The 22,367-nt window shown below is 68.3% G+C and carries 15 protein-coding genes and 1 pseudogene; 10 read left to right on the top strand and 6 right to left on the bottom strand.

Annotation, left to right across the window (positions count from 1 at the left end):
* Positions 1-8: 8 nt before the first annotated feature.
* Positions 9-797, bottom strand: coding sequence for a TonB-dependent receptor plug domain-containing protein (locus SPHPH_RS21495; protein ID WP_238302776.1), 789 nt, complete (start codon positions 795-797; stop codon positions 9-11).
* A 215-nt stretch (positions 798-1,012) separates the two neighbouring features.
* Here SPHPH_RS21495 and SPHPH_RS0100660 point away from each other — a divergent pair, with 215 nt between their 5' ends.
* From SPHPH_RS0100660 to SPHPH_RS0100625, 7 genes and pseudogenes are all read left to right on the top strand, one after another.
* On the top strand, positions 1,013-3,361 hold the full coding sequence (locus SPHPH_RS0100660; protein WP_028964975.1) for a GH92 family glycosyl hydrolase: 2,349 nt from the start codon (positions 1,013-1,015) through the stop codon (positions 3,359-3,361).
* 266 nt (positions 3,362-3,627) lie between these two features.
* Positions 3,628-3,984: pseudogene (locus SPHPH_RS18435) on the top strand (IS5 family transposase); the annotation flags it as partial.
* Between the two features lie 88 nt (positions 3,985-4,072).
* The gene (locus tag SPHPH_RS0100645; protein WP_337587812.1) at positions 4,073-4,600 is read left to right on the top strand and encodes a sigma-70 family RNA polymerase sigma factor; all 528 of its coding nucleotides are present in this window, start codon (positions 4,073-4,075) and stop codon (positions 4,598-4,600) included.
* Entirely contained in the window at positions 4,597-5,685 is a 1,089-nt protein-coding gene (locus tag SPHPH_RS18430; protein WP_051272746.1) for a FecR domain-containing protein, read from the top strand. The genes SPHPH_RS0100645 and SPHPH_RS18430 overlap by 4 nt, the downstream gene beginning before the upstream one ends.
* Before the next feature lie 54 nt (positions 5,686-5,739).
* The gene (locus SPHPH_RS18425) at positions 5,740-9,024 is read left to right on the top strand and encodes a TonB-dependent receptor (RefSeq protein WP_051272744.1); all 3,285 of its coding nucleotides are present in this window, start codon (positions 5,740-5,742) and stop codon (positions 9,022-9,024) included.
* Positions 9,025-9,064: 40 nt separating this feature from the next.
* A complete protein-coding gene (locus SPHPH_RS0100630) occupies positions 9,065-11,365 on the top strand; it encodes a beta-N-acetylhexosaminidase (protein WP_028964973.1) in 2,301 nt (766 codons plus the stop codon).
* The gene (locus tag SPHPH_RS0100625) at positions 11,362-13,470 is read left to right on the top strand and encodes an alpha-L-fucosidase (RefSeq protein ID WP_081668411.1); all 2,109 of its coding nucleotides are present in this window, start codon (positions 11,362-11,364) and stop codon (positions 13,468-13,470) included. The genes SPHPH_RS0100630 and SPHPH_RS0100625 overlap by 4 nt, the downstream gene beginning before the upstream one ends.
* A 21-nt stretch (positions 13,471-13,491) precedes the next feature.
* On the opposite strand, the gene SPHPH_RS0100620 is transcribed toward SPHPH_RS0100625, so the two are convergent.
* Positions 13,492-14,715, bottom strand: coding sequence for an amino acid deaminase (locus SPHPH_RS0100620; protein ID WP_037488858.1), 1,224 nt, complete (start codon positions 14,713-14,715; stop codon positions 13,492-13,494).
* Between the two features lie 86 nt (positions 14,716-14,801).
* Between SPHPH_RS0100620 and SPHPH_RS0100615 the strand changes: the two genes are divergently transcribed.
* From SPHPH_RS0100615 to SPHPH_RS0100605, 3 genes are read left to right on the top strand one after another with little or no spacing between them, the layout of a single operon-like run.
* Complete coding sequence (locus SPHPH_RS0100615; RefSeq protein WP_028964970.1) at positions 14,802-16,268, top strand: N-acyl-D-amino-acid deacylase family protein; 1,467 nt, start codon at positions 14,802-14,804, stop codon at positions 16,266-16,268.
* Positions 16,269-16,661, top strand: a complete 393-nt coding sequence (locus SPHPH_RS0100610; RefSeq protein WP_028964969.1) for a RidA family protein — start codon at positions 16,269-16,271, stop codon at positions 16,659-16,661.
* Positions 16,662-17,996: a GntT/GntP/DsdX family permease gene (locus SPHPH_RS0100605; RefSeq protein WP_037487812.1), complete on the top strand. Its 1,335-nt coding sequence runs from the start codon at positions 16,662-16,664 to the stop codon at positions 17,994-17,996. It abuts the gene before it with no gap.
* 204 nt (positions 17,997-18,200) lie between these two features.
* Here the strand turns inward: SPHPH_RS0100605 and SPHPH_RS0100600 are convergent, their stop codons facing one another.
* From SPHPH_RS0100600 to SPHPH_RS18420, 4 genes are read right to left on the bottom strand one after another with little or no spacing between them, the layout of a single operon-like run.
* Positions 18,201-19,616: a deoxyribodipyrimidine photo-lyase gene (locus SPHPH_RS0100600; protein ID WP_238302775.1), complete on the bottom strand. Its 1,416-nt coding sequence runs from the start codon at positions 19,614-19,616 to the stop codon at positions 18,201-18,203.
* Between the two features lie 56 nt (positions 19,617-19,672).
* On the bottom strand, positions 19,673-20,167 hold the full coding sequence (locus SPHPH_RS0100595) for a DUF427 domain-containing protein (protein ID WP_028964966.1): 495 nt from the start codon (positions 20,165-20,167) through the stop codon (positions 19,673-19,675).
* Positions 20,164-20,526, bottom strand: coding sequence for a thiol-disulfide oxidoreductase DCC family protein (locus SPHPH_RS0100590; RefSeq protein ID WP_028964965.1), 363 nt, complete (start codon positions 20,524-20,526; stop codon positions 20,164-20,166). Before SPHPH_RS0100590 ends, SPHPH_RS0100595 begins: the two co-directional genes overlap by 4 nt.
* The gene (locus tag SPHPH_RS18420; RefSeq protein ID WP_162143906.1) at positions 20,523-22,253 is read right to left on the bottom strand and encodes a tryptophan-rich sensory protein; all 1,731 of its coding nucleotides are present in this window, start codon (positions 22,251-22,253) and stop codon (positions 20,523-20,525) included. Before SPHPH_RS18420 ends, SPHPH_RS0100590 begins: the two co-directional genes overlap by 4 nt.
* Positions 22,254-22,367 lie beyond the last annotated feature (114 nt).

The following is a 22,367-nucleotide window of genomic DNA, read 5'->3' as shown; positions in this document are numbered from 1 at the left end:
GAAGCCGCTCAGCGTTTCAGGTCGAGTGGACGGCGCGTGTTAAGGATGATCGTGCCGCCGACGCCGCCTTCGTCCAGCCGCGCCTCGGGCGATTTGAAGACATCGACGCTGCCGATCATGTTCGACGGCAGCAGCAGGTAATTGAACGATCGCGACGGCTCGTTGTCGTCGGCCGAGGCGATGAAATTGCCGTTGAGCTGGGTCAGCGTCAAGTCGGATTGCAGGCCGCGGATGCTGACGCGCGAGCCCTCGCCGCCGTCGCGGTCGATGATGATGCCGGGCACGCGCTGAAGCGAATCCGCGACGTTCTTGTCGGGAAACTTGCCGATGTCCTCGGCGGTGATGACGTCGACGAAGGCGTTCGCCTCGCGCTTGCGGCTCAGGCTTTCTTCGATCGAACGGCGATAGCCGGTCACGACGATATCGCTTGCTGCGGTACCCTGCGCGGTGCCGGCATTGCTATCCGGGACTGAATTGTCCGGCGTCGCGGCATCCGACGCGACCGCGGGCGCGGTGGCCGGCGTGGTCTCCTGGGCATGTGCCGCCGCGGCGATGCTGACGCCGGCGGTCGCCAGCAGAAACGCCATCAAACGTCGTCCGGGCACACCCGGCCGATCACGACGATCAAGCATTCGACCTCTCCCTTTTTCCGGCCGGGCATCTGCCCGCCACCGGTTCCCTGTGGCGTCGCAGGCGTCTTCACGCTCGTGAGCTGGCGTCGGTTCACGGCCGGATCGGCGTGTCCGTCTGGTCCCTGCAACAAGCTTCGTTTCGCAATAACGAAAACAGTTTGTCAAATAAAATCGGATAGAAATGCTTTGTTACCAGACACTTAATTCAGGTTTCGCTATCGTTTGCACTGCTTCTCCCCACGCAGGTGCGGCGCTGCCTCCCTTCGAAGTTTGCCGTGTCGGATCGCAGATTGTTGCTTGAATTGCAGACACCTGCGTCAGACAGGTGCGGAACTGCCGGCCGATGGAGCGACATGATGGACAGGGACCGATACCGCAGCATGGCCAGTGTCCTTCGTGCCTGCACCGCGGTGACAGCGCTTGCTTCGATCGCCACCGCGCCGGTCGCCGCGCAGCTCGCGGACACCATCGCCGAGGTCGATCCATTCATCGGCACCGGTGGCGAGGGTCATACCTTCCCCGGCGCGGTCGCCCCGTTCGGGATGGTGCAACTGTCGCCGGACACCGACACCTCGTGCGTTATCCGGGAATGCTATGCTCACGCCGCAGGCTATCGCCACGACGATCCGACGGTCGAGGGCTTCAGCCACACGCACTTCTCCGGCGCCGGCCATTCCGATCTCGGCGACATTCTGGTGATGCCGGTGTCCGGTGAGACGGTCGCGATGGATCCGGGCACGGTCGTCGCGCCGGGCTATCGATCACGCTTCACGCACGCCAGCGAACAGGCGACACCGGGCTATTATGCGGTGACGCTCGATGGTCCGAAGGTGCGCGCCGAGCTGACCGCGGGCACGCGCGTGGGGGTGCACCGCTATGCCTTTCCTGCCGCACAGGCCGCGCATCTGATCGTCGACCTGCGCACGTCGCTGTACAACTATCCGGGCAAGATCCTCTGGTCGGGGCTGCACCTGAGCGCCGACGGCACCTTGACCGGCTTTCGAGAGACGCGCGGCTGGGCGCCGGGGCGCAAATTGTTTTTCGCGATGCGTTTTTCCGCACCGCTCACCGGCCACGCACTGCTCGATCGCGATAAGGACGTGACGTACAAGGGGTTCGCACCGCCGGGGCGCGGCACCGACCGGCTCGCCGAGAAGCTGGGCCGGGCGCTGGAGGCACGGCTCGATTTCGGCGCGCTCGATCGCCCGCTCGAGGTGAAGGTCGCCTTGTCTGGGGTCGACGAGGCCGGTGCGGTCGCCAATTTGGACGCCGAACCGGGTGACTTCGATACAGTCCGCGCCCGGACGCAGACCGCGTGGCGCGACGCGCTCGGCGCCGTCGAGCTCGACGCGCCAGCGCCGATGAAGACGATCGTCGCCACCGCGCTCTACCACAGCCTGATCGCACCGAGTGTGTGGAGCGATGCCGACGGTCGCTGGCGCGGACCCGACGACCAGGTCCACCACGCGCAAGGCTACACGCAGCGATCGACCTTTTCGCTTTGGGACACCTTCCGCGCCGAGCACCCGCTGCTGACGTTGATCCAGCCAGAACGCACCACCAGCGATGTGGTCAACTCGCTGCTGGCCAGCCAGCGCTTCAGCCCGCACGGCATTCTGCCCGTTTGGCAGTTCGCGGGGCGTGAGACCTGGACGATGATCGGCTATCACGCGGTGCCGGTGATCGCCGACGCCTATATGAAGGGCATTCGCGGCTTCGACGCCAATGCCGCGCTCGATGCGATGGTCGCGAGTGCCAGCTATGCGCCCTACGGTGGTTTGGGCGACTATATGACGCGCGGCTATGTTCCGATCGACCGTGAACCGGAGGCGGCGTCCAAGACCGTCGAATATGCCTACGACGATTGGACGATCGCCCGGATGGCGCGGGCGCTGGGGAGGAACGATGTTGCCGCGCAGTTCGACCGCCGGGCGACCTTCTGGCGCAACAGCTTCGACGTGAAGACTGGCTGGCTGCGCGCCCGGCGCAGCGACGGTGCATTCCGCGCACCGTTCGATCCGACTGCCATCAATTACGGCTCCGACTATACCGAAGGCAACGCCTGGCAATATAGCTGGTTCGTGCCGCAGGATCAGGCGGGGCTGTTCCGCCTGCTCGGCGGCGATGCCCGCGCAATCCGCAAGCTCGACGCCATGTTCGATTACGACAATTCCAAGGTCGACTACAGCCATGCCGAAGACATTGCCGGGCTGATCGGCCAGTATATTCATGGCAACGAACCGAGCCACCACGTCGCTTATCTCTACAGCTATGCCGGTGCGCCGTGGCGAACGCAGGAGCGGCTCGCGCAGATCGTCACCAGCCAGTACAAGCCGACCCCCGACGGGCTCAGCGGCAACGACGATCTGGGTCAGATGTCGGCTTGGCTCGTCTTCACCGCTTTGGGTTTCTATCCGGTCGCGCCCGGCAGCAACGAATATGTTATCGGGCGGCCGTTCGTTGCCCAAGCGAAGTTGCGCTTGGCGAACGGGCACAGCTTTGTCGTCAACACCCGAAATCTTTCCGACGCGAACAGGTACATAGGCTCGGTCACGTTGAACGACAGGCCGCTCAACCGCACTTACCTCAGAGACGCCGAAATCCGGGCTGGCGGTGTGTTGACGTTCACCATGACGGACATGCCCAACGCCCGTTGGGGTCGCTCGCTCTCGAGCCGGCCGTACTCGCAGACAACTCGTCTGGCCGCACGCACATCAGCGAACAATTAGTCGCGCCGGAAAACGTACGCGAGGTGCCACCGCCGAATAAACCTCGGCGCGAGCTTGCCAATCAAGCCGTCACCGACGAACGGGCCTTTGAACATCTACTTACAGGGACAAGCACACCCATGAGCGCAGACGAGGCAAGCAAGCCGATGGGTACTGTCAGTCTAGGGCCAGGGCCCATTAATGTGAGCGTTGCGACCTGATTCAGGCTCCGCAAGGAGACCGGAATGAGCGACCTGTCTTGGCGGACGGACGAGCAGATTTAGCGGCTGCGGCCGTTCTTTTCAAAAGTCACGGCAGGCCTCGGGTGGATGAGCGCGGGTGCTGAGCGGCATCGTCTTCGTCAACCGCAATGGGCTGCGCTGGCGAGATGCGCCCAGCGCTTTGGTCCTTACAAGACGCTGTACAATCGATGGAAGCGCTGGGGCGAGCGTGGCGTGTTCACGCGCATGATGGAGGGGCTGGCTGCGGGCAATGCCGAGCCCAAGATCGTCATGATCGACGCAAGCTACCTGAAGGCGCACCGCACGGCATCGAGCCTGCGGGTTAAAAAGGGGATCTCGGCCGCCTTATCGGACGCACCAAAGGTGGCATGAACACGAAGCTCCATGCCGTCGCCGATGCGAACGCGCCCAACATTAACCTTTCAAAAGTGCAAGCGACGAAATTCGTGGATGCCACTGTGTCTTTAGACCGCTCACCCGTCTACTCTCTATGCGAATGGATCGACCTCAACCAAGGGCCTTGTCTGCGGACCTGCTGGCATTGTCCGGTCGACTCCGTCCGGCGTTGATCGCATTTTTTCAGCGACGGCTGCGCGACCCTTCTCATGCCGAGGATCTGACGCAGGACCTGTTCTGCCGGCTCGCTGCCGGGCCACCGCATGTCGTCGACAATCCCGAAGCCTACATCTTCCGCATTGCCGCCAACCTCGTCAACGACCATTACCGCCGCGAAACGGTCCGCTCGCGCTTCCACCGCCACGACGATCCGGGGCGCGAGGCCGACATCGACCAGCTCGACGCCGCGCGGCTGCTCGAGGCGCGCGAGAGCGTCGGCCGCGTCGCCGCGGTGCTCAACACCCTTCCCGAACGGACCCGCCACATCTTCATCCTGTACCGCCTCGAAGGAATGCCGCGGAAGGGGATCGCCGAGACGTTCGGCATCTCCGTCAGCGCGGTAGAGAAGCATATCGCCACCGCGATGCGAACCTTGCTGCGCGATGCGGGAGGCGAACGATGAGCACCGAGCGCAAACAGGAGATCGAGGATCAGGCCATCGCCTGGTGCCTGCGGCTCCACGAGGCCGAGCCGACCCCCGCCGAGCAGCAGGCGCTCGACGCGTGGCTGGCACAGGACCCGGTGCATCGCGAACGCTTCGCCCGCGTGCGGCGGCTGTGGGACGGGATCGCGCTCGACGCGCACGCGCCCGAGCTGCTGCCGCTGCGCCAACAGGCGCTTGCGGCGGTGCAGGCGGCGGGCCGGCGGCGCTGGGCCCCGCCGCGCGGGCGCATCGCGCCATGGCTGGCCGTCGCGGCGGCGGTATTGCTGGCGATCGGCGTCACGCTGCTGCTGCGCGAGCGCGCGACGCTGTACGAGACCCGCGTCGGCGAACAGCGCGCGGTGGTGCTCGCTGACGGATCGACGATGGTGCTGGATGCCGACAGCGCGGTGCGCGTGCGGTTCGGCGACGACCGGCGCGACCTGACGCTCGAACGCGGGCGCGCCAGTTTCAAGGTCGCGAGGAACCCGTTGCGGCCGTTTGCGGTGACCAGCGGCAGCAGCGTGGTGGTGGCGGTCGGCACCGCTTTCTCGGTCGAGCGGCTGGCGCGCGAGGTGCGCGTGGCGCTCTACGAGGGGCATGTCGCGGTGCTGCGCGATCGCGGCGGCGGTCCGTCAGCGCAGCTCGCGCGGGTCGCGGGGGCGCGCCAGCCTGCCGAACAGGCGCTGACCCCGGGACGCGAGCTGATCCTGTCCGACGACGCCCCGGATGCGGTGCTGCGCGCCGCGTCGATCGGCGATCGACCGGGCGGCGGGCAATTATCGTTCGCCAGCGAGCCGCTGAGCGTCGCGGTCCAGCGCGTCAACCGCTACAATGTCGGCAAGCCGATCGCCGTCGCGCCACAGGCTGCCGACATGCGGGTCAGCGGCGTGTTCAACACCGGCGATACCGATGCGTTCGTGCAGGGCGTGGTCGCGGCCTTTCCGGTAAAAGCAGTCGTCTCGGAGCGCGACATCCTGCTGACACCGCGCCGTGACGACCATACCAATTTCGCTCGAGACGTCGCGATCACGACAGGGTCGCAAAAAAGTTCCGCCCTGCGCTGAGGGTTTTGCATCGTCACACGTCATATTCCGGTAACCAGATAAAATGGGGGCGGTATGACCGGCAGGAGTGGATTTGGTATCATCGGCGCGCGGTCGAGCACGCTGGCGCTGGCAGCGGCGCTGCTGATCGCGGCGTCCCCGGCGCAGGCGCAACAGGCCGCGGTGCCGATCGACGTTCGCCCGCAGCCGCTCGCGCAGGCGCTGCGCACGCTGGCGCAGCAGGCGCATATCCAGATCGTCTTCGACGAGGCGCGGCTCGCGTCGCGCCGCGCGCCGGCCGTGTCCGGCACGATGCCGGTCGGCGCCGCGCTCACCCAGATGCTCCGCAACAGCGGCTTCGCCGCGTCGCGCACCCAGCAGGGCGTGTTCGTGGTCAGCGCGCAGCCGGCTGCGCCGTCTCCCGCCGCGCTCAGCACGCTCGGGCAGATCGATCAGGGCGAACCGGCGCGCGCCGCGGCGATCACGGGCGAGCCGGCCGCGCAGGAGCCGGCCGGTGCGGTCGACATCGTCGTCACCGGCACGCGCATCGTCCGCCCGAACCTGAAGTCCGCCAGCCCGATCACCACAGTCACCACCTCGGAGATCAGGGCGCAGGGCGCGGTCAATCTCGAGGAAGTGACCAACCGGCTCGGGCAGGTCCAGCCCGATGCGCAACAGAACTACCAGCAGAGCAACGGTCAGCAGCGCGGCGTCAAGCTACGCGGGCTCGACTTCAACCGCACTTTGTCACTCATCAACGGGCAGCGGATCGCGGGGACGGAGTCGGTCGACACCAACCTGATCCCGGTGTCGCTGGTCGAGCGCGTCGACGTGCTGACCGGGGGCGCGTCGTCGGTCTATGGCTCCGATGCGATCGCGGGCGTCGTCAATTATGTCATCAAGCGCAATTTCACCGGGCTGCAATTGTCGGCCAATTACAGCTTCTACAACCACAACAACCGTAACAACGTCTCGACGCCGGTCGCCGCGCGCTACGGGATCACGACGCCGACCGGCATGACCAACGACGGCAGGCGCGCCGATCTCAGCGCCACCTGGGGGCACAATTTCCTCGACGACCGGCTCAACGTCTCGGTCTACGGCACCTACCGTACCGCCGACGGCATCCTGTTCCGCGACCGCGACGCTTCGGGCTGCCAGCTGCGCCGCGACACCGGCAACCCGCTGCGCGTCAACAACCTGATCTGCGGCGTCACCGCCGCCTCGCCCAACGGCACGCTGACCGCCAACGGCGTCAATTACTCGAACGTCACCGGCAGCCCCGGCACCTTCGCGCCAGCCGCGACGATCCCCGGCTACGCCAATCAGGGCGACCGGCTCGCCGCGCGCGGCTATGAGCGTTACAACGCCGGCGGGTTCATCAACTTCAAGGCGTCGTCGGCCGCCGAATTCTCGCTCGGCGTCATGTACCTGCGCGATAAATCCGCCAACCTGCTCTACGGCCCGTATGTGCAGGGCACCTATCGGGTAAATTGCGACAATCCCTTCCTGTCCGCCTCGCAGGCACAGACGATCTGCGGCACTACCGCCGGGACCACCGCCTTCGCGCCGCTCGGCGTGCAATATGGCTTCCCCGGGCTGGCCGGCGACCGCGACAAGGAGACGTTCACCAACACGCAGACGCGCATCAACGCCTCGGTGCGCGGCGAGATCGCGGAAGGATGGCGCTACGATATCGGCGGCGTCTACGACGAGAGCCGGCAATTGTGGCAGCCGGGCGGCAACCCGGTCACCGCGCACGTCAACCGTGCGCTCGACGTCGTCAACGTCGGCGGCGTGCCGACCTGCCGCTCGGTGGTCGACGGCAGCGATCCGGCGTGCGTCCCGCTCAACGTCTTCGTCGCCAACAATCCCGGCAGCGCCGCGCTGAGCAACTATCTGTTCAACGAGGGGCTCGGCAACAGCGACCTGCGCGCCAAATTCTACGACGTCACTGCCAACCTCACCACCGACCTGACCCGCTACGGCATCCGCTCGCCCTTCGCCGAACAGGGGCTCGCGATCGCGATCGGCGCCGAATATCGCAAGCAGCAGGAACGCGGGCTCCAGAACGCGCGCTTCATCGAGGTCTATGGCGGGGTCGCCGACCGGTTCGCCGAACAGGACGTGGTCGAGGGCAATGTCGAGGCGCAGCTGCCGCTGGTGCAGGACGTGTCGCTCATCAAGCTGTTGCAGGTGAACGGCGGCTATCGCCTGTCCAAGTACAGCACCAATCCCGAGACCTTCAACACCTGGAAGATCGAGGCGGTCTATTCGCCCAGCGAGGACATCACCTTCCGCTTCGGCCGCAACCGCGCCGCGCGCGCGCCGGGGCTGCGCGAGGCCAATCAGACGATCAGCTACCAGAATGCGACGATCGTCGATCCGTGCGCCAGCGTCAACGGCGTCGCGCCGCTCGCCAGCCGCGAGGCGTGCCGGCTGACCGGGCTGCCCGACAATCTCTACGGCAACGGCCTCGCCGCCGGCGTGCCCGGCAGCATCCGCTGCGTCGACGACGTCTGTCGCCAGCGCAACAACGGCACCCCGATCGTCCCCGAGGATGCGCGCACCACCACCTATGGCTTCGTGCTGACCCCGCGCTTCCTGCCGCGCTTCAGCCTCTCGGTCGATCGCTATAAAATTCAGGTCAACGACGTGATCAGCTATCTCGGCGCCAGCTTCGCGGTCGACGGCTGCGTCATCACCGGCGATCCTTATTATTGCACGCGGCTGGTGCGCGACCCGACCACCTATCAGCTGACCAGCACCAGTGGCGCCGGCGGCTATATTCAGGGCGGCAACCTCAACGCCTACCGTCTCTATGCCGAGGGCTACGACTTCCAGGCGCAATATTCGCTGCGCTTCGGCGAGAAAGCGGGCAAGCTCGACCTGCTGATGAACGGCACGCTGACCACCGATCAGGGCGGACAGGCGGCGGTCAACCAGCCGCGCATCAATTGCGTCGGCTATTTCGGCGGGTCGTGCCCGCAGCCCGCGCCGCGCTGGGTCCACAATGCCCGCGCCACCTATACGACGCAGGACGAGGTGTTCAGCGCCTCGCTGGCGTGGCGCTACATCGCCGGCACCACCGCCGGGCAGAACGGCGGCCCGAACTCGAAGCCGGAGACCGCCGTCGCCGACTTCACGCGCATCCCGGCGTACAATTACTTCGACCTCGCGCTGGCGTTCAACATCGCTGACGGGCTGACGCTGACCGCGGCCGTCAACAATCTGTTCGACCGGCAGCAGCCGATCCTCACCAACACCTATGACTATGCGCTGTCGCGCGGCAATACGATCCCGCAGCGCTATGACACGCTGGGGCGGATGATCTCCGTGTCGGCGACGACGCGGTTCTGATGCCCCGCGGGCGGCGCCGCCACGATCGGGAGAGCGAATGATGACCGGCCACCTCATCGGGCTCGCGGCGACGCTGCTGGTCGCTGCCCCCGCCGCCGCCGCGCCGCTGGCCGCGGTCCTGCCGGTGCCGGCCGCGGTCACGCCGGGCACCGGCACGTTCCGGGTCGAGGATGGTGCGACGATCGTCGTGCCGGGCCGTGACGCCGCCGCGCGCAACGCAGCAGCGCGCGCGATCGAGATCGTCGCCCGCACCCGCGGCCTGCGCCTGCGCGTCGTCGACCGCGGCGCGGGCGCAATCCGCTTCGTCCGCGGCGGCAAGGCGACCGCCGGCGACGAACATTACCGGCTCGACGTCACCCCCGCCGAGATCCGCGTCACCGCCGTCAGCGATGCGGGCCTTTTCTACGGGGCGATGACGCTCGCGCAATTGCTCGCGCCCGATGCGCGCTTCGGCGACGCGGTCGCCGTCCCCGCGATGGCGATCGACGACCGGCCGCGCTTCGCGTGGCGCGGGGTGATGCTCGACGTCGCGCGCCACATGCAGCCGGTCGCCGCGATCGAGCGCGTCATCGACATGATGGCGCAGCACAAGCTCAACCGCCTGCAGTTGCACCTGACCGACGATCAGGGCTGGCGGATCGAGATCAAACGCTATCCCGAACTGACCCGGAAAGGCGCGTGGCGCGCATCGACAACGCCCAACCATGGCGCACCGCCCGGTCAATATGGCGGCTTCTACACGCAGGAGCAGCTGCGCGGCTTGGTCGCCTATGCCGCGGCACGCGCGGTGACGATCGTCCCCGAGATCGACCTGCCCGGCCATGCGCAGGCCGCGATCGCCGCCTATCCCGAGATCGGCGTGCTCGGCGACCGTCCGCCGGTGTCGGGCGACTGGGGGATCAACCCCTATCTGTTCGGCACCGACGCGCGCAGCCTCTCCTTCGTCCGCAACGTGCTCGACGAGGTGATGGCGATCTTCCCCTCCCCCTATATCCATGTCGGCGGCGACGAGGCGCTCAAGGACCAGTGGCAGGCCTCGGCGGCGGTGCAGGCGCAGAGGCGCGCGCTCGGCATCGCCGACGAACAACGGCTGCAAAGCTGGTTCATCGGGCAATTGGGGGACCATCTCGCCCGCCACGGCCGCCGCCTGATCGGCTGGGACGAGATCCTCGAGGGCGGGCTGCCCGCCTCCGCTTCGGTGATGTCGTGGCGCGGCGAGGCCGGCGCGATCGAGGCGGCGAACATGGGGCATGACGTGGTGCTGTCGCCCGGCCCGGTGCTCTATCTCGACAATCTGCAAAGCGCGCGCGGCGACGAGCCGCCCGGCCGGCTGAAGATTCAGACGCTCGCCGACGTCTATGCCTATGATCCGCTGCCCGCCGCGATCGCGCCCGCCCGCGCGCAGCATGTGCTCGGCGCACAGGCCAATCTCTGGGCCGAATATATGGTCACCCCCGAACAGCGCGAACATGCGCTGTTCCCGCGTCTCGCCGCGCTGGCGGAGATGGCGTGGTCACCGAAGGCGGCACGCGACTGGCCGGCCTTCCTCACCCGGCTCGATCCGCAGCTCGACCGCTATCGACGCCAAGGGATCGCCGCGGCGGACTCCGCCTTCGCGGTCGATTTCGCGGTGACCGGCGGGGTCGGCGCGGCGTTGCGCGCCAAGCGCGTGACGGTCGCGCTGACCCGGCAGGCGGCCTATGGCACGATCCGCTACACGACCGACGGCAGCGCGCCCACCGCCACCTCCCCCGCCTATGCCACGCCGCTGACGGTCGCGGCGGGCAGCGTGATCCGCGCGACGACGATCGCCCCCGACGGCCGCGCGCTCGCCGCGCCGCGCCGCTTCGACACCGCCCCGGCCGCGCTGCTGACCCGCAGCAGCGCCGCGCTGCCGCCGTGCACCGCCACCCCCGGCATCCTGCTGCGCCTCCCGCTCTCGCCCGACGCGACCGCCGGGCCGGCGCACAGCATGAACATCTTCGACAGCTGCTGGCGTTACCCCGACGCTCCGCTCGATCAGGTCGGCTCGATCAGCGTGACGATCGGGCGGCTCCCGCGCAATTTCGCGCTTCGCCAGCCGCAGCGCGAGCAGGTGGTGTGGCGCTATACCCCGACCCGCTTCGGCACCTTGCTGGTCCATGCCGGCGACTGTGCCGGCGCGGTGCTCGCCGCGCTGCCGCTTCCCGACCCCGCGAGCGCGCCGAACCGCTTCACGCTCGACGCGCCGCTGGCATCGACGACCGCGCAGGCGGACCTGTGCCTGACGATCGCGCCGCCGGTCGGCGGCCCGCTCTACGGCATCGATACGGTGCGACTGACCCCGAAGGAGCCACGGTGACCTTTCTCCCCCCTCTGTCGCGGCGCGGCGTGATCGCCGGTGCTGCCGCCGGCCTGTCCTTTCCCGCGTCGGCGCTCGCCGCGCCGTCCGCCTCGAAGCTGGTCCCCTATGGCGCGACGCCCTCGGCGCGACAGCTCGCTTGGCACCGGATGGAGCAGAATGCCTTCGTCCATCTCACGATCAACACCTTCACAGATCGCGAATGGGGCTATGGCGACGAGGACCCGGCGATCTTCAACCCGAAGCGGTTCGATGCCGACCAGATCGTCGGCGCGGCAAAAGCGGCCGAGCTGCGCGGCGTCATCATCACCGCCAAGCATCACGACGGCTTCTGCCTGTGGCCAAGCGCCTATACCGAGCACAGCCTCAAGAACAGCCCGTACAAGGACGGCAAGGGCGACATCGTTGGCGAGCTGTCCGCCGCCTGTCGCCGGCACGGACTCAAGTTCGGCATCTATCTGTCGCCATGGGACCGCAACCACGCCGATTACGGGCGACCCGAATATATCACCTTCTTCCGCAACCAGCTCCGCGAGCTGCTGACGAACTACGGCCCGATCTACGAGGTCTTCTTCGACGGCGCCAACGGCGGCGACGGCTATTACGGCGGCGCGCGCGAGACGCGGAAGATCGACGCCGTGCCCTATTACAACTGGCCGTCGATCATCGACTATGTCCACGAACTCCAGCCGATGGCCTGCACCTTCGATCCGGTCGGCGCCGACCTGCGCTGGGTCGGCAACGAGGAGGGCGAGGCCGGCGACCCGTGCTGGGCGACGATGGACGACCAGGGCTTCACCCCCGAAAAGGGCAATAGCGGCGTGCGCGGCGGCGCGGTCTGGTGGCCCGCCGAAGCCGATGTCTCGACCCGCTACGGCTGGTTCTGGCACGCCTATGAGGACGGGCAGAGCCGCAGCCCCGCCAATCTGATGAAAATCTATTTCGAGACTGTCGGGCGTAGCGCCGGGCTGTTGCTCAACCTTGCGCCCGACACGCGCGGGCTGGTCACCGACGAGGATGTCGGCAACCTCACCACCTTCGGCGCGGCGCTGCGCCGGATGTATGCCATCAATCTCGCCGGCGGCGCGCGACCGGTCGCCAGCAGCGCGCGGCCGGGTCATCCGGCGGCGAACGTGCTCGACGGCGATCCCGCCAGCTTCTGGGCGAGCTGCGACGGCGCGGCGGTGCCGACGCTGACGCTCGATCTCGGCGGCGCGCGGACCTTCGACGTGGTGCGGCTCGCCGAGCATCTGCCGCTCGGGCTGCGCGTCGACCGGTTCGCGATCGACGTGCAGCGCGCCGGCGCGTGGGTCGAGGTGGTCAGCAAGGAAGGGATCGGATCGCAGCGCGTGATCCGCCTCGACGCGCCCGTCACCACCCACGGCGTAAGGATGCGGATCGTCGCGGCGCGCGCTGTGCCCGCGATCACCGATTTCGGCCTCTATCTGGCCCCGGTGCTGCTCGAACCGCCGCATATCGTGCGCGACCGCGACGGCATGGTGACGCTGACCAGCGACGCACCGGGTCAGGAGATCGCGTTCACCATCGACGGCAGCGCCCCGACGCTCGCCTCGCCACGCTATACTGCGCCCTTCCCGCTCCCCGACGGCGGCGTGGTGCAGGCGATCGGCATCCACCGCGCCACAAGCGCGCTCAGCACGGTCGGCCGCCAGAGCTTCGACATCCGCAAGAGCGACTGGAAGATCGTCCGAGCCAGCGCGCCCGGTGCCGAGCGGCTGATCGACGAGTTGAACCGCACCGACTGGATCGCGCCGCTGACCGGCGCCGACGGTAGGCCCTGCTCGGTGACGATCGATCTCGGCCGCAGCGTCGACGTGCGCGGCTTCGTGCTCAAGCCCGGCTGGCACGCGCCGCAGGGCGCCGGCGATCCCGCCGCCTGGACGGTGCGGGTCGGCGACGATCCGGCCCTGGCCGGGCCGCCGCAGGAGCGCGGCGAGTTCAGCAACATCGCGGCCAATCAGGCCCCGCAGCGGCTCGCCTTCGCCCGTCCGCATCGTGGCCGCTATATCGAGATCGCCTTCACCCGCACCGCCAAGGGCGAGCAGCGGCTGGCGATCGCGGAGATCGGTATCCTGACGCGCTGAGCCGCCGCTTGGTGGCGACGATCAGAAGAACGTCTCCACCACCTCCACCACGCGATGTGCGTCGTCGGCGACCAGCACGCGCCGCCATTTGTCGAAGGTCAGGCACGGATGCGAGATATCGAAGGCCAGCACGTCGCCGACCGCCAGATCGTCGCCGGGCGTGATGGCGAGATAGGCGTGCTGGTCCATCAGCCCCGTGACCTCCCAATGCGCGGGTGCGGTCGCCGGGGCCGAGTCGCGGCCGGGGCGGAACAGCGTCGCGGGGCGCGGCAGCCCGGCATCGAAGGCGACGTCGCGCTTGCCCATCGCCACCACCGCGCGCGCCGGATCGGGGATCGACTGCACCACCGCCCAGATCCGCAGCGCGGGCAACAACGCCTCGCCCAGCGTCGGGGCGACCGGATTGCGCTGGAGGATCCGTTCCTGTGCGGCGCGGTACAGCCCGTCGTCGTGGCTCAGGTAGCAGCCCGGCCGCAGCAGCACCTGCACCGCGCCGTCGCGGGTCGCCGCCGCGCTCTCCTCGGCCACGACGTCATACCACGCCGACCCCGCGCCGGTCAGGATCGCGGGCACGCGCTCGATGCTTCCCGCCTCCACCAGCCGTGCGGTCGTTTCGACCGCCCGCCGCACGAAGCGGCGCACCTCGGCCTCGTCGGGCAGCACGCCCTCGTAGAACTCGACCCCCGCGAGCCGCAACGCGCCGCGCCACTCGGCCAGCGCGTCGAGCACCGCCGTGAGTTGCGCCGCGTCACGGATGCCGGTGCGAAAACCCGGCTGATCGCGTTCGGGCGCCAGCTCGATCAGCACATCGAGCGTCACCCCGCGCGCGCGACATGCGGCCCCCAGCATCGCCACACCCGCCGGACTGTCGACCAGACACAGCAATTCGAGTTCCGGGCGCGCCGCGAGCCCGGCTATTTCGGCGAGATTCGCGGCACCGACCACCTGATTGGCGATCAGGATCCGCTCCACGCCATGCGCCGCCGCCACCCGCGCCTGCTGGCTGGTAGCGACGGTGATGCCCCACGCTCCGGCCTCGAGCTGCCGCCGGAACAGCGCGGGCGCCATGCTGGTCTTCCCGTGCGGTGCGAGCGCCATGCCGTAAGCGTCGATGAACGACCGCATCCATGCGAGATTATGCGCCATGCGCGATGCGCTCAGCACCGCGGCGGGGAACGGCACGTCGCCGGCGAGCAAGTTCCACGGCCCGTCACCCTGGCCGACACCCTTGTTCAACTCGATCATCGTCACCGCCAGCCTCCTGATAATTCAAGACGTTTACTTAATTGCGGGGGGCAGTGACAATGCGGTCGAGCGGTGAGGAGCGCATCATGACCGAAACGACGATCGCCGGAGCGATGCTGTACGACGGCAGCGGCAGCGAGGGCTTCCGCGCCGACGTGACGATCCGCGCCGGACGAATCGCCTCCGTCAACCCTGCAAACGGCTCCCTACCCGCCGGATCGATCGACGCACGCGGGCTCGCGCTCGCTCCCGGCTTCATCGACGCGCATACCCATGACGATCTCGTCGCGATCACCCGCCCCGCGATGACTCCGAAGATCACGCAGGGCGTCACGACGGTGGTCGTCGGCAATTGCGGGATCAGCGCCGGCGCCGGATGTGCCGACGGCGATTTTCTGCCCGATCCCATGGTGTTGCTCGGCGCACCGGCGGCGTTCCGCTACGCCACCTTCGCCGCTTACGCCGCTGCGGTCGACGCCGCTGCGCCCGCCACCAACGTTGCGGCGCTGGTCGGGCATACCGCGTTGCGTGCGCGGCATCTCGACCGGCTCGACCGAGACGCCAGCGTCGCCGAGCGCGACGCGATGCGCGCCGACCTCGCCGACGCGCTGGCCGCGGGCGCGTTCGGCTTCTCGACCGGACTGGCCTATGCGAACGCGATCCACGCCTCTACCGGGGAAGTGATGGCGGTCGCCGCGGCGCTGCGCGGGACAAGCGGCGTCTATTGCACGCATCTGCGCAGCGAGGGCGCCGGGATCGGCGCGGCGATCGACGAGGCGGTCGCGATCGCGCGCCACGCCGCCGCACCGCTGGTGGTGTCGCACCTGAAGTGCGCAGGCGCGCCGCAGCATGGCCGTAGCGGCGCGATTCTCGAGCAATTGGAACAAGCTGCCGGCACGCATCCGGTCGGCTGCGACTGTTATCCCTACACTGCCAGTTCCTCGACACTCGATCTCGGACAGGTCGTCCCGGAAACCCCAATCATGATCACTTGGTCGGATGCGGAACCCACGCAGGCCGGGCGGATGCTCGACGCCATCGCCGCCGATTGGGGCGTCGCTCTATTGGAGGCGGCGCGGCGGCTGCAACCGGCCGGGGCGGTGTACCATTGCATGGCCGGGGCGGACGTCGACCGCATCCTCGCGCACCGGCTGACGATGGTCGGGTCGGACGGCCTGCCGTGCGATCCGCGTCCCCATCCGCGTTTGTGGGGCAGCTTCCCGCGCGTGATCGCGCATTACGTCCGCGAACGCGGGCTGCTGTCGCTGCCCGAAGCGATCCGCAAGATGACCGGGCTGACTGCCGACCGTCTCGGGCTGGTGGATCGCGGCTACGTCCGTGTCGGCATGGCCGCGGACCTCGTGCTGTTCGATCCCGCGCGGATCGCCGACCACGCCCGCTACGACGATCCCGCGCAGCCAGCCGTGGGCGTGCTGGGGGTGTGGGTCAACGGCGTAGCGACGCTCGATCGCAACGGCGTCACCGGCGCGCGCGGCGGCCGGATGCTGCGCCGCCCGGAAAGCCGGAATGTTTTCAACGAGAAGGATCGATGAATGAGTGACGGGATCAAGCGCTTTGGCGTCGAAGGCGGCAGCGGGACCGGCGGGCAGCATCTGCCGTTCGCTCGCGCGGTCCAGGCCGATGGCTGGCTGTACGTCTCCGGGCAGGTGCCGATGGTTGACGGCGAGGTGATCGACGGCGGCATCGTCCCGCAGACGCATCAGGCGATCCGCAACGTGCTGGCGATCCTTGCAGAAGCCGGCTACGGGCCGGAGCATGTCGTGCGCTGCGGCGTCTGGCTGGACGATGCGCGCGACTTCATGTCGTTCAACCGCATCTTCAAGGAATATTTCGGCGCCAATCCGCCAGCGCGCGCCTGCGTGGTGTCGCAGATGGTGGTCGACTGCAAGGTCGAGGTGGACTGCGTGGCCTGGAAGAAACCGTAAGTGGCGTCCGGCACGCTGTTGCTGATCGAGGGCGCGGCCGCGATCGCGATCCTGATCGTGCTGATCGTCCGCGTCCGGCTCAGCCCGTTCATCGCGCTGGTGCTGGTTTCGCTCGGCCTTGCGCTGGCAACCGGTTTTCCGCCGGCCTCGATCGTCAAGGCGTTCGAGGCCGGGGTCGGCGGCGCGCTCGGCCATATCGCGCTCGTCGTCGGACTGGGGACGATCCTCGGCAAGATGATGATCGAGTCGGGCGGCGCGGACCGGGTCGCGCAAACCGTCATCGGCTTTTTCGGCGCACGCCGCGCCGACTGGGCGATGATGACGGTCGCGCTGATCGTCGGTCTGCCGGTGTTCTTCGAGGTCGGCTTCGTGCTGCTGGTGCCGATCGTCTTTGCGGTCGCCGCCCGGGTAGGGCAGCATCCGATGCGGCTCGGGCTGCCGATGGCGGCGGGCCTGTCGGTCGTCCATGCGATGGTGCCGCCACACCCGGCGGCGATGCTGGCGACCCAGTCGTTCGGCGCGGATGTCGGGCTGACCGTGCTGTTCGCACTGATCGTCGGCGTGCCGACCGCCGCCATCGCCGGGCCGCTCTACGCCCGGTTGATCGTGCCGCGCCTCGCCCCGGCCGCCCCATCGGCAACGCCGGCGGCGGAGAGGCCAGATCGCGTACTACCGGGGTTCGGGATCACCGTCGCCACCCTTCTGCTGCCGGTCGCGCTGATGCTGCTGGGGAGCGTCGGCACAACGATCGCCGCACCTGGCTCGACTGCGGACCAGATCATCCGCTTCGTCGGAACGCCGGTGGTCGCGCTGCTCGCAGCGGTGCTCGCGAGCTACTGGACGCTCGGGCTCGCGCGCGGGCTGACGATGGAGACGATCCAGCGCTACACCAACGACTGCCTTGCTCCGACCGCGCTGATCACGCTCGTCGTGGGCGTCGGCGCCGGGTTCGGCCGGATGCTGACCGACGGCGGAGTGTCCGGCGCGCTGGTAGCGCTGGCCGCGCAATGGCACGTACCGGTACTGGTGCTCGCCTGGTCGATCGCGGCACTGATGCGGGTCGCGACCGGGTCGGCCACCGTAGCCATGGCGACCGCGGCCGGCATCGTAGCGCCGCTCGCCGCTGCCCAGCCTGCGGTTCGACCTGAATTGCTAGTGCTCGCCACTGGCGCGGGGTCGGTGGTGCTGAGCCACGTCAACGACGGCGGCTTTTGGCTGGTAAAGGAGTACTTCGGGCTAAGTGTCGCGGACACGCTCCGCAGCTGGTCGATCTGCGAGACCTTAATTTCGGTGATTGCCCTTTTGCTGGTGCTCTCTCTGTCGCTGATCGTGTGAACGTGGCTCGATTGCCTCTCTCGCACACTGATGATTGTGTCAGAGCCACCCAGAAATTTGGCCCCAACGACCCAGAACCAGACATCCGAGGTCGCCCTCCCTCGCCCAGAAGGCGACATTCAGCGGCGCTAACCACTTTCCCGAAAGCAGACATCCGTTCAGCCGTCTTAGATGCATGATCCGAGGCGCCGGGTGCCTGACAGTTTAGACGGTCGCTTCACCGGTTAAGTATGGGTCGACCGGCACCTCCGCAGGGATCGACGGCTGCGGGGCCGGCCGCGAAGCCGCTGCTGCGAGCCACGCCTCGCCGCCTACCCTGTTACGCGTGGAGCCATCGCCGCGCGTCGCCACCCGACCGTAGATTTCTCTTTCGCGGTCAGACGGCGATCCGGCGAACATCGCGGCGATGTTGCCGTAGGTGCTCGGATCGCGGCCATCGAGGCTGAGACGATCGTTGAGGTAGCAGGCGGTCGCCCATGCCGCCTCCGGGGTCGGCGTCCATGCGATAAGCCGCTTGCACCAGTACATTCGAAGGTTGTTGTGCATCCAGCCGTCAATCAGAAACTGGCGCTGGCACGCGTTCCACGTCTCGTCGCGCGTTTCGCCCGCCAGCATGGCGGCGAGCGTCTCCTGCTCGGATCGCGTATCGCAAGCATGATCGGCCAGCGTCTGACGAGCCCAGCCGGCGATGCGGTCGTACCGCTCTGGTGCCGCCAGCTGCGTCGCCTGGTAGTGGAACCACTCGCGAAAGCCGAGCAGCTCGTCGGCGAACTTCCGCTTGTGCTGTCCTCCGGCGATCGCGCCGTTTACCGCGGCCATGATTTCGCGGGAGCCGAGCACGCCGAAGTGCAGGTAAGGCGAGAGGCCGCTCGCGCCTTCGCTCCGCGTGGCATCGTTGCGTGCGGAGGCGTAGCCGGGCAGCACGTCGGTGACCAGGCGCGCGAGCCGCTCCTCGGCCGCGGCGCGGCCGGGCGGATGCGTCGTGCTGACGGAAAGCGAGTGGTCGATGGTGAGGGTCGCGACCAGTGCGTCGAGGTTGAGCTCCTCCAGCCGGTCGGGCGTGAACGGTAGCTCGCCAGCATACGGCGCCACGTTGGCCTGCTCGTCCTTCCACTCCGACCAAGCGGCGCGCTCCGGTTCGTGCCGCCGGAGGAAGCCGGATCGACCACGGACTTCGTCGCCAATCAGCGCCGGCGGCACCAGGCAGGCCGCGTTGACCGCATAGACGGGCACCTGCGCCCGTGCGGCGACGCGCTCCGCCTGCCAGCGAGCGACGAAGGTTGGCTGATCCTCCAGCACGACCGCTGCGGCCTCTGCGGCCAAGCGGTAGACGAGGCCTTTCTCTCGACGTTCGGCGCGATCAAGGTGCTGCACACATGCGAGCCCGCGCTCGCGGCAGCCGATGGTGAGGTCAACGCTCGCGCCCAGGATGAAGCGGTGCAGCCTGTCGGAGGCGTAGGGATAGTCTTCGCGCACGCCGTGGTAGACCAGCACGGGCAGGTTAAGCGCGTTGCCAAGGCGGACACTCGCCTCGATCGCCGGGTTGTCGCGGGCCCGCAGCGCCTGCTGGAGCCAGCACAGGACATAGCTGCCGTCGGGAACCGGCACGCGGTCGTTCATCACGCGAACGCGCGGCGCCTCGCGCCAGTCATGAAGCCCGGAGGGCAGAGCCGCCGTCACCATCCCATGTTGCCCGACACGCCCTTGAAAGGTCCGCTGAGATCGGACGTGATCCATCCGCCGTAGAAGCCGCCGGGCTGCGGGCGGACCTGCTCGCCATCCACCGTGCATCGGTCGAGCGGGCCGGCGTAGAAGGCGACGTGATCGCGGAGGATCGAGAAGGCCCGTGTCGGTTCCGGATAGCTCCACCCCACATCGCGCAGCAGCTCGTCGCCGAGCGCCAGGTGCCAGTAGACCGCGTGGCCCTTCCACTCGCAGAACGACCGTCGCTCAGAACGGTGGAGCAGTCCGGAATTGAGGTCGGCGGTCGGCAGGTACCAGCTCGGTGGATGGCTGGTCTCCAGCGTGCGGATCGCCGCGCGCGTGTCGGCGACGACGACGCCGCGATGGTCGATGCGGACATGCCGATCGCTCGGCTTGGCGATGGCGGGACGGGGGTAGCGCCACACGCTCTCCTGCCCGGGGGCGACGGGATCGGGCGTCGGCCTCATGCCCGAGCCTCCCGCCGTGACAGCCCCCCCTTCAGGTGCGGTCGCATGCGAAGGAAGCGGAGGTAGAGGCGTTCGAGCACCGAAAGGATCAACCGGTTGCGGGCCGCCTCTCCGAGCGGCCGCAGCACGGGGATGGCACGCCACATCGCGGCGAAGGCGGCCGCACCCGACAACAGGGGTCCATCCGCTTCTCGCGCGTGAAAGCGCGCCAGCATCTCGGTGCGGTCGAGCGGGCACGTGGACGGGCCGGTCGCGTCGACGAACTCGATGGCGCCGCGAATGTCCAGCCTGCGCACCAGCGCGATCTCGCGACGGCAGAGCGGACAGTTTCCGTCGTGCCAGACCGTGACCCTACTCAACGACCCTTCTCCGGATTGTCGCGCCAGATGCGCTCGGCCAGCAGCGTCGCGAAGCCGAGCCAGGTGACGAACGGCACCGCCGCTACCGCGGCCAGCCGATCGACCTTGGCCGCGGTGGCGACGTAGGCTGCGCCCGTGACAACCATCGCGCCGGACGCGGCTGCGCTCGCGCCCAGCCGCTTCTCGCGGAAGAACAGCTGCGTCCAGCCGCCGACCATGGCGGTGTTCAGCAGCCAGAGGCCAACCGCCGCATTGCGCGCGCTCCCCGACGGCTGTCGCAGCAGTCGGTAGCCCCCAGCCGCTAGGCCGGTTTCCAGCACTGGCCAGACCGCGCCGAATACCGCGTCGGGCGGCGTGTAGCCCGGCTTGTCCAGACGACGGTACCAGCCGCGGATGCCGGGGTGCGACGGGTCGGGCGCATTGCGCCGCCCGACGAGTGCGCTGGCACCGAGCACCACGCCGACCGCGCCGAGCGCCAGCAGGGGCGGCAGGCCCGTCGGAGATAATGCTCCTGAGAGGGCCGGAATTCTTTCGGACGCCGGCGTGTCGTAGCGCGAGAGGTCGACGTCCTTCGAGCGCCCACCGAACAGCCTGCCGGCGACGCCGCGCACGGCGGGGCGGCTCGCCACGCTCAGCGCACCGTGGAGAAGCCGGATGCCCAGGCGGCTGTGCGGGTTCGCCAGCCGCGGCGCGATCCTCGGCACGCCCTGCGCGTCCTCGACCATCGGCCGCATCGCCATCTCGTAGGCTGCGAAGGCAGCCGGCACGTCGGTCGAGCGAATCAGCTCCTGCGCCAAAACGTAGGCGCCGGTGATCGCCAGCGTAGTGCCGTAGCCGGCAATCGGCGTCGCGCACCATGCCGCGTCGCCGGTGAGCACGATGTGACCCTTCGACCAGCGCGGCATCCTCACCTGGCGCAGCACGTCGAAGTAGAAATCGTCGGTCGTCGCCATCCCGGCCAGCACGCGGTCGCTCTGCCAGCCCGCGTCGGCGAAGCGGTAGCGCAGAAACGCCTTCTGTCGCTCGACGTCCCAGTCCTGCTCGCCGCCCGGCCGCTGCTGCACCGAGAGCATGGCGCGCGCGGTGCCGTGCCGGTCGGGACGGAGTGATACGCTGCGGCCGCCGGGGGCATTGTACCAGCGCCACAGATGGTCGTCGTCGGGACGGCGCGGGATGGTGAAATAGGCGATCGTCAGATCCATCCAGCGTGGCTCGTTCTCGCCCGGGAAGACCAGGCTTCGCGTTTTCGATCCCACCCCCTCGGCGATGACGACCGCGTCGTATCGCTCGACGGCTCCGCTCGCGAAGGTCACGGTCGCGCCGTCACCGTCCTGCTCGACTCTCGCGACGCTGTCGCCGAACCGGAAGGTCGCTCGCTCCCTGGCGGGTTCGTAGAGCAGTCGCGCCAGATCGCCGCGCAGGATCTCCATCTCGGCCGTAGGCCCGTCTGCGGCCGTGTCGGCGGTGAGGAACTGCGCCGCGACCCTTCCGTCCTTCTCGACCCAGGCGGTGCCCTCCTCGCCGGTGCCCTGCTCGAGCGCCACCTGCTCCAGCTCCATCCTGCGCAGCACTTCGCGACCAACCCCACGCACGTCGATGTTCTGGCCACCATCGCGGAAAGCAGGCGTCCGTTCGACCACCGTGACGTCGAAGCCGGCGCGCCCCAGCCAGTAGGCGACGGTGTTACCGGCAACGCTCGCGCCGGTGATCAGGATGCGACGGGACATGGATAGGCTTCTCCTCGTCCATACAACGATCGGAAGTAGATAAGTCGCGCAGCCGAGTCATTCCCGCCTGCCATCGATCGATGGTACGAGACTCGATGTTCGCGATGAATGTGG

Source organism: Sphingomonas phyllosphaerae FA2 (assembly GCF_000427645.1).
Classification (GTDB): domain Bacteria; phylum Pseudomonadota; class Alphaproteobacteria; order Sphingomonadales; family Sphingomonadaceae; genus Sphingomonas; species Sphingomonas phyllosphaerae.
Note: the sequence above shows the minus strand (reverse complement) of the source record. Positions and strands in the feature narration are given on the sequence as shown.

What these genes read in the sequence shown, in the direction of transcription:
- SPHPH_RS18420 (WP_162143906.1), bottom strand. Translation starts at nt 22,253, where the DNA reads ATGTCCCGTCGCATCCTGATCACCGGCGCGAGCGTTGCCGGTAACACC.
- SPHPH_RS0100610 (WP_028964969.1), top strand. Translation starts at nt 16,269, where the DNA reads ATGAGTGACGGGATCAAGCGCTTTGGCGTCGAAGGCGGCAGCGGGACC.
- SPHPH_RS18425 (WP_051272744.1), top strand. Translation starts at nt 5,740, where the DNA reads ATGACCGGCAGGAGTGGATTTGGTATCATCGGCGCGCGGTCGAGCACG.
- SPHPH_RS0100600 (WP_238302775.1), bottom strand. Translation starts at nt 19,616, where the DNA reads ATGAACGACCGCGTGCCGGTTCCCGACGGCAGCTATGTCCTGTGCTGG.
- SPHPH_RS0100630 (WP_028964973.1), top strand. Translation starts at nt 9,065, where the DNA reads ATGACCGGCCACCTCATCGGGCTCGCGGCGACGCTGCTGGTCGCTGCC.
- SPHPH_RS0100660 (WP_028964975.1), top strand. Translation starts at nt 1,013, where the DNA reads ATGGCCAGTGTCCTTCGTGCCTGCACCGCGGTGACAGCGCTTGCTTCG.
- SPHPH_RS18430 (WP_051272746.1), top strand. Translation starts at nt 4,597, where the DNA reads ATGAGCACCGAGCGCAAACAGGAGATCGAGGATCAGGCCATCGCCTGG.
- SPHPH_RS0100620 (WP_037488858.1), bottom strand. Translation starts at nt 14,715, where the DNA reads ATGATCGAGTTGAACAAGGGTGTCGGCCAGGGTGACGGGCCGTGGAAC.
- SPHPH_RS0100595 (WP_028964966.1), bottom strand. Translation starts at nt 20,167, where the DNA reads ATGAGGCCGACGCCCGATCCCGTCGCCCCCGGGCAGGAGAGCGTGTGG.
- SPHPH_RS0100615 (WP_028964970.1), top strand. Translation starts at nt 14,802, where the DNA reads ATGACCGAAACGACGATCGCCGGAGCGATGCTGTACGACGGCAGCGGC.
- SPHPH_RS0100645 (WP_337587812.1), top strand. Translation starts at nt 4,073, where the DNA reads ATGCGAATGGATCGACCTCAACCAAGGGCCTTGTCTGCGGACCTGCTG.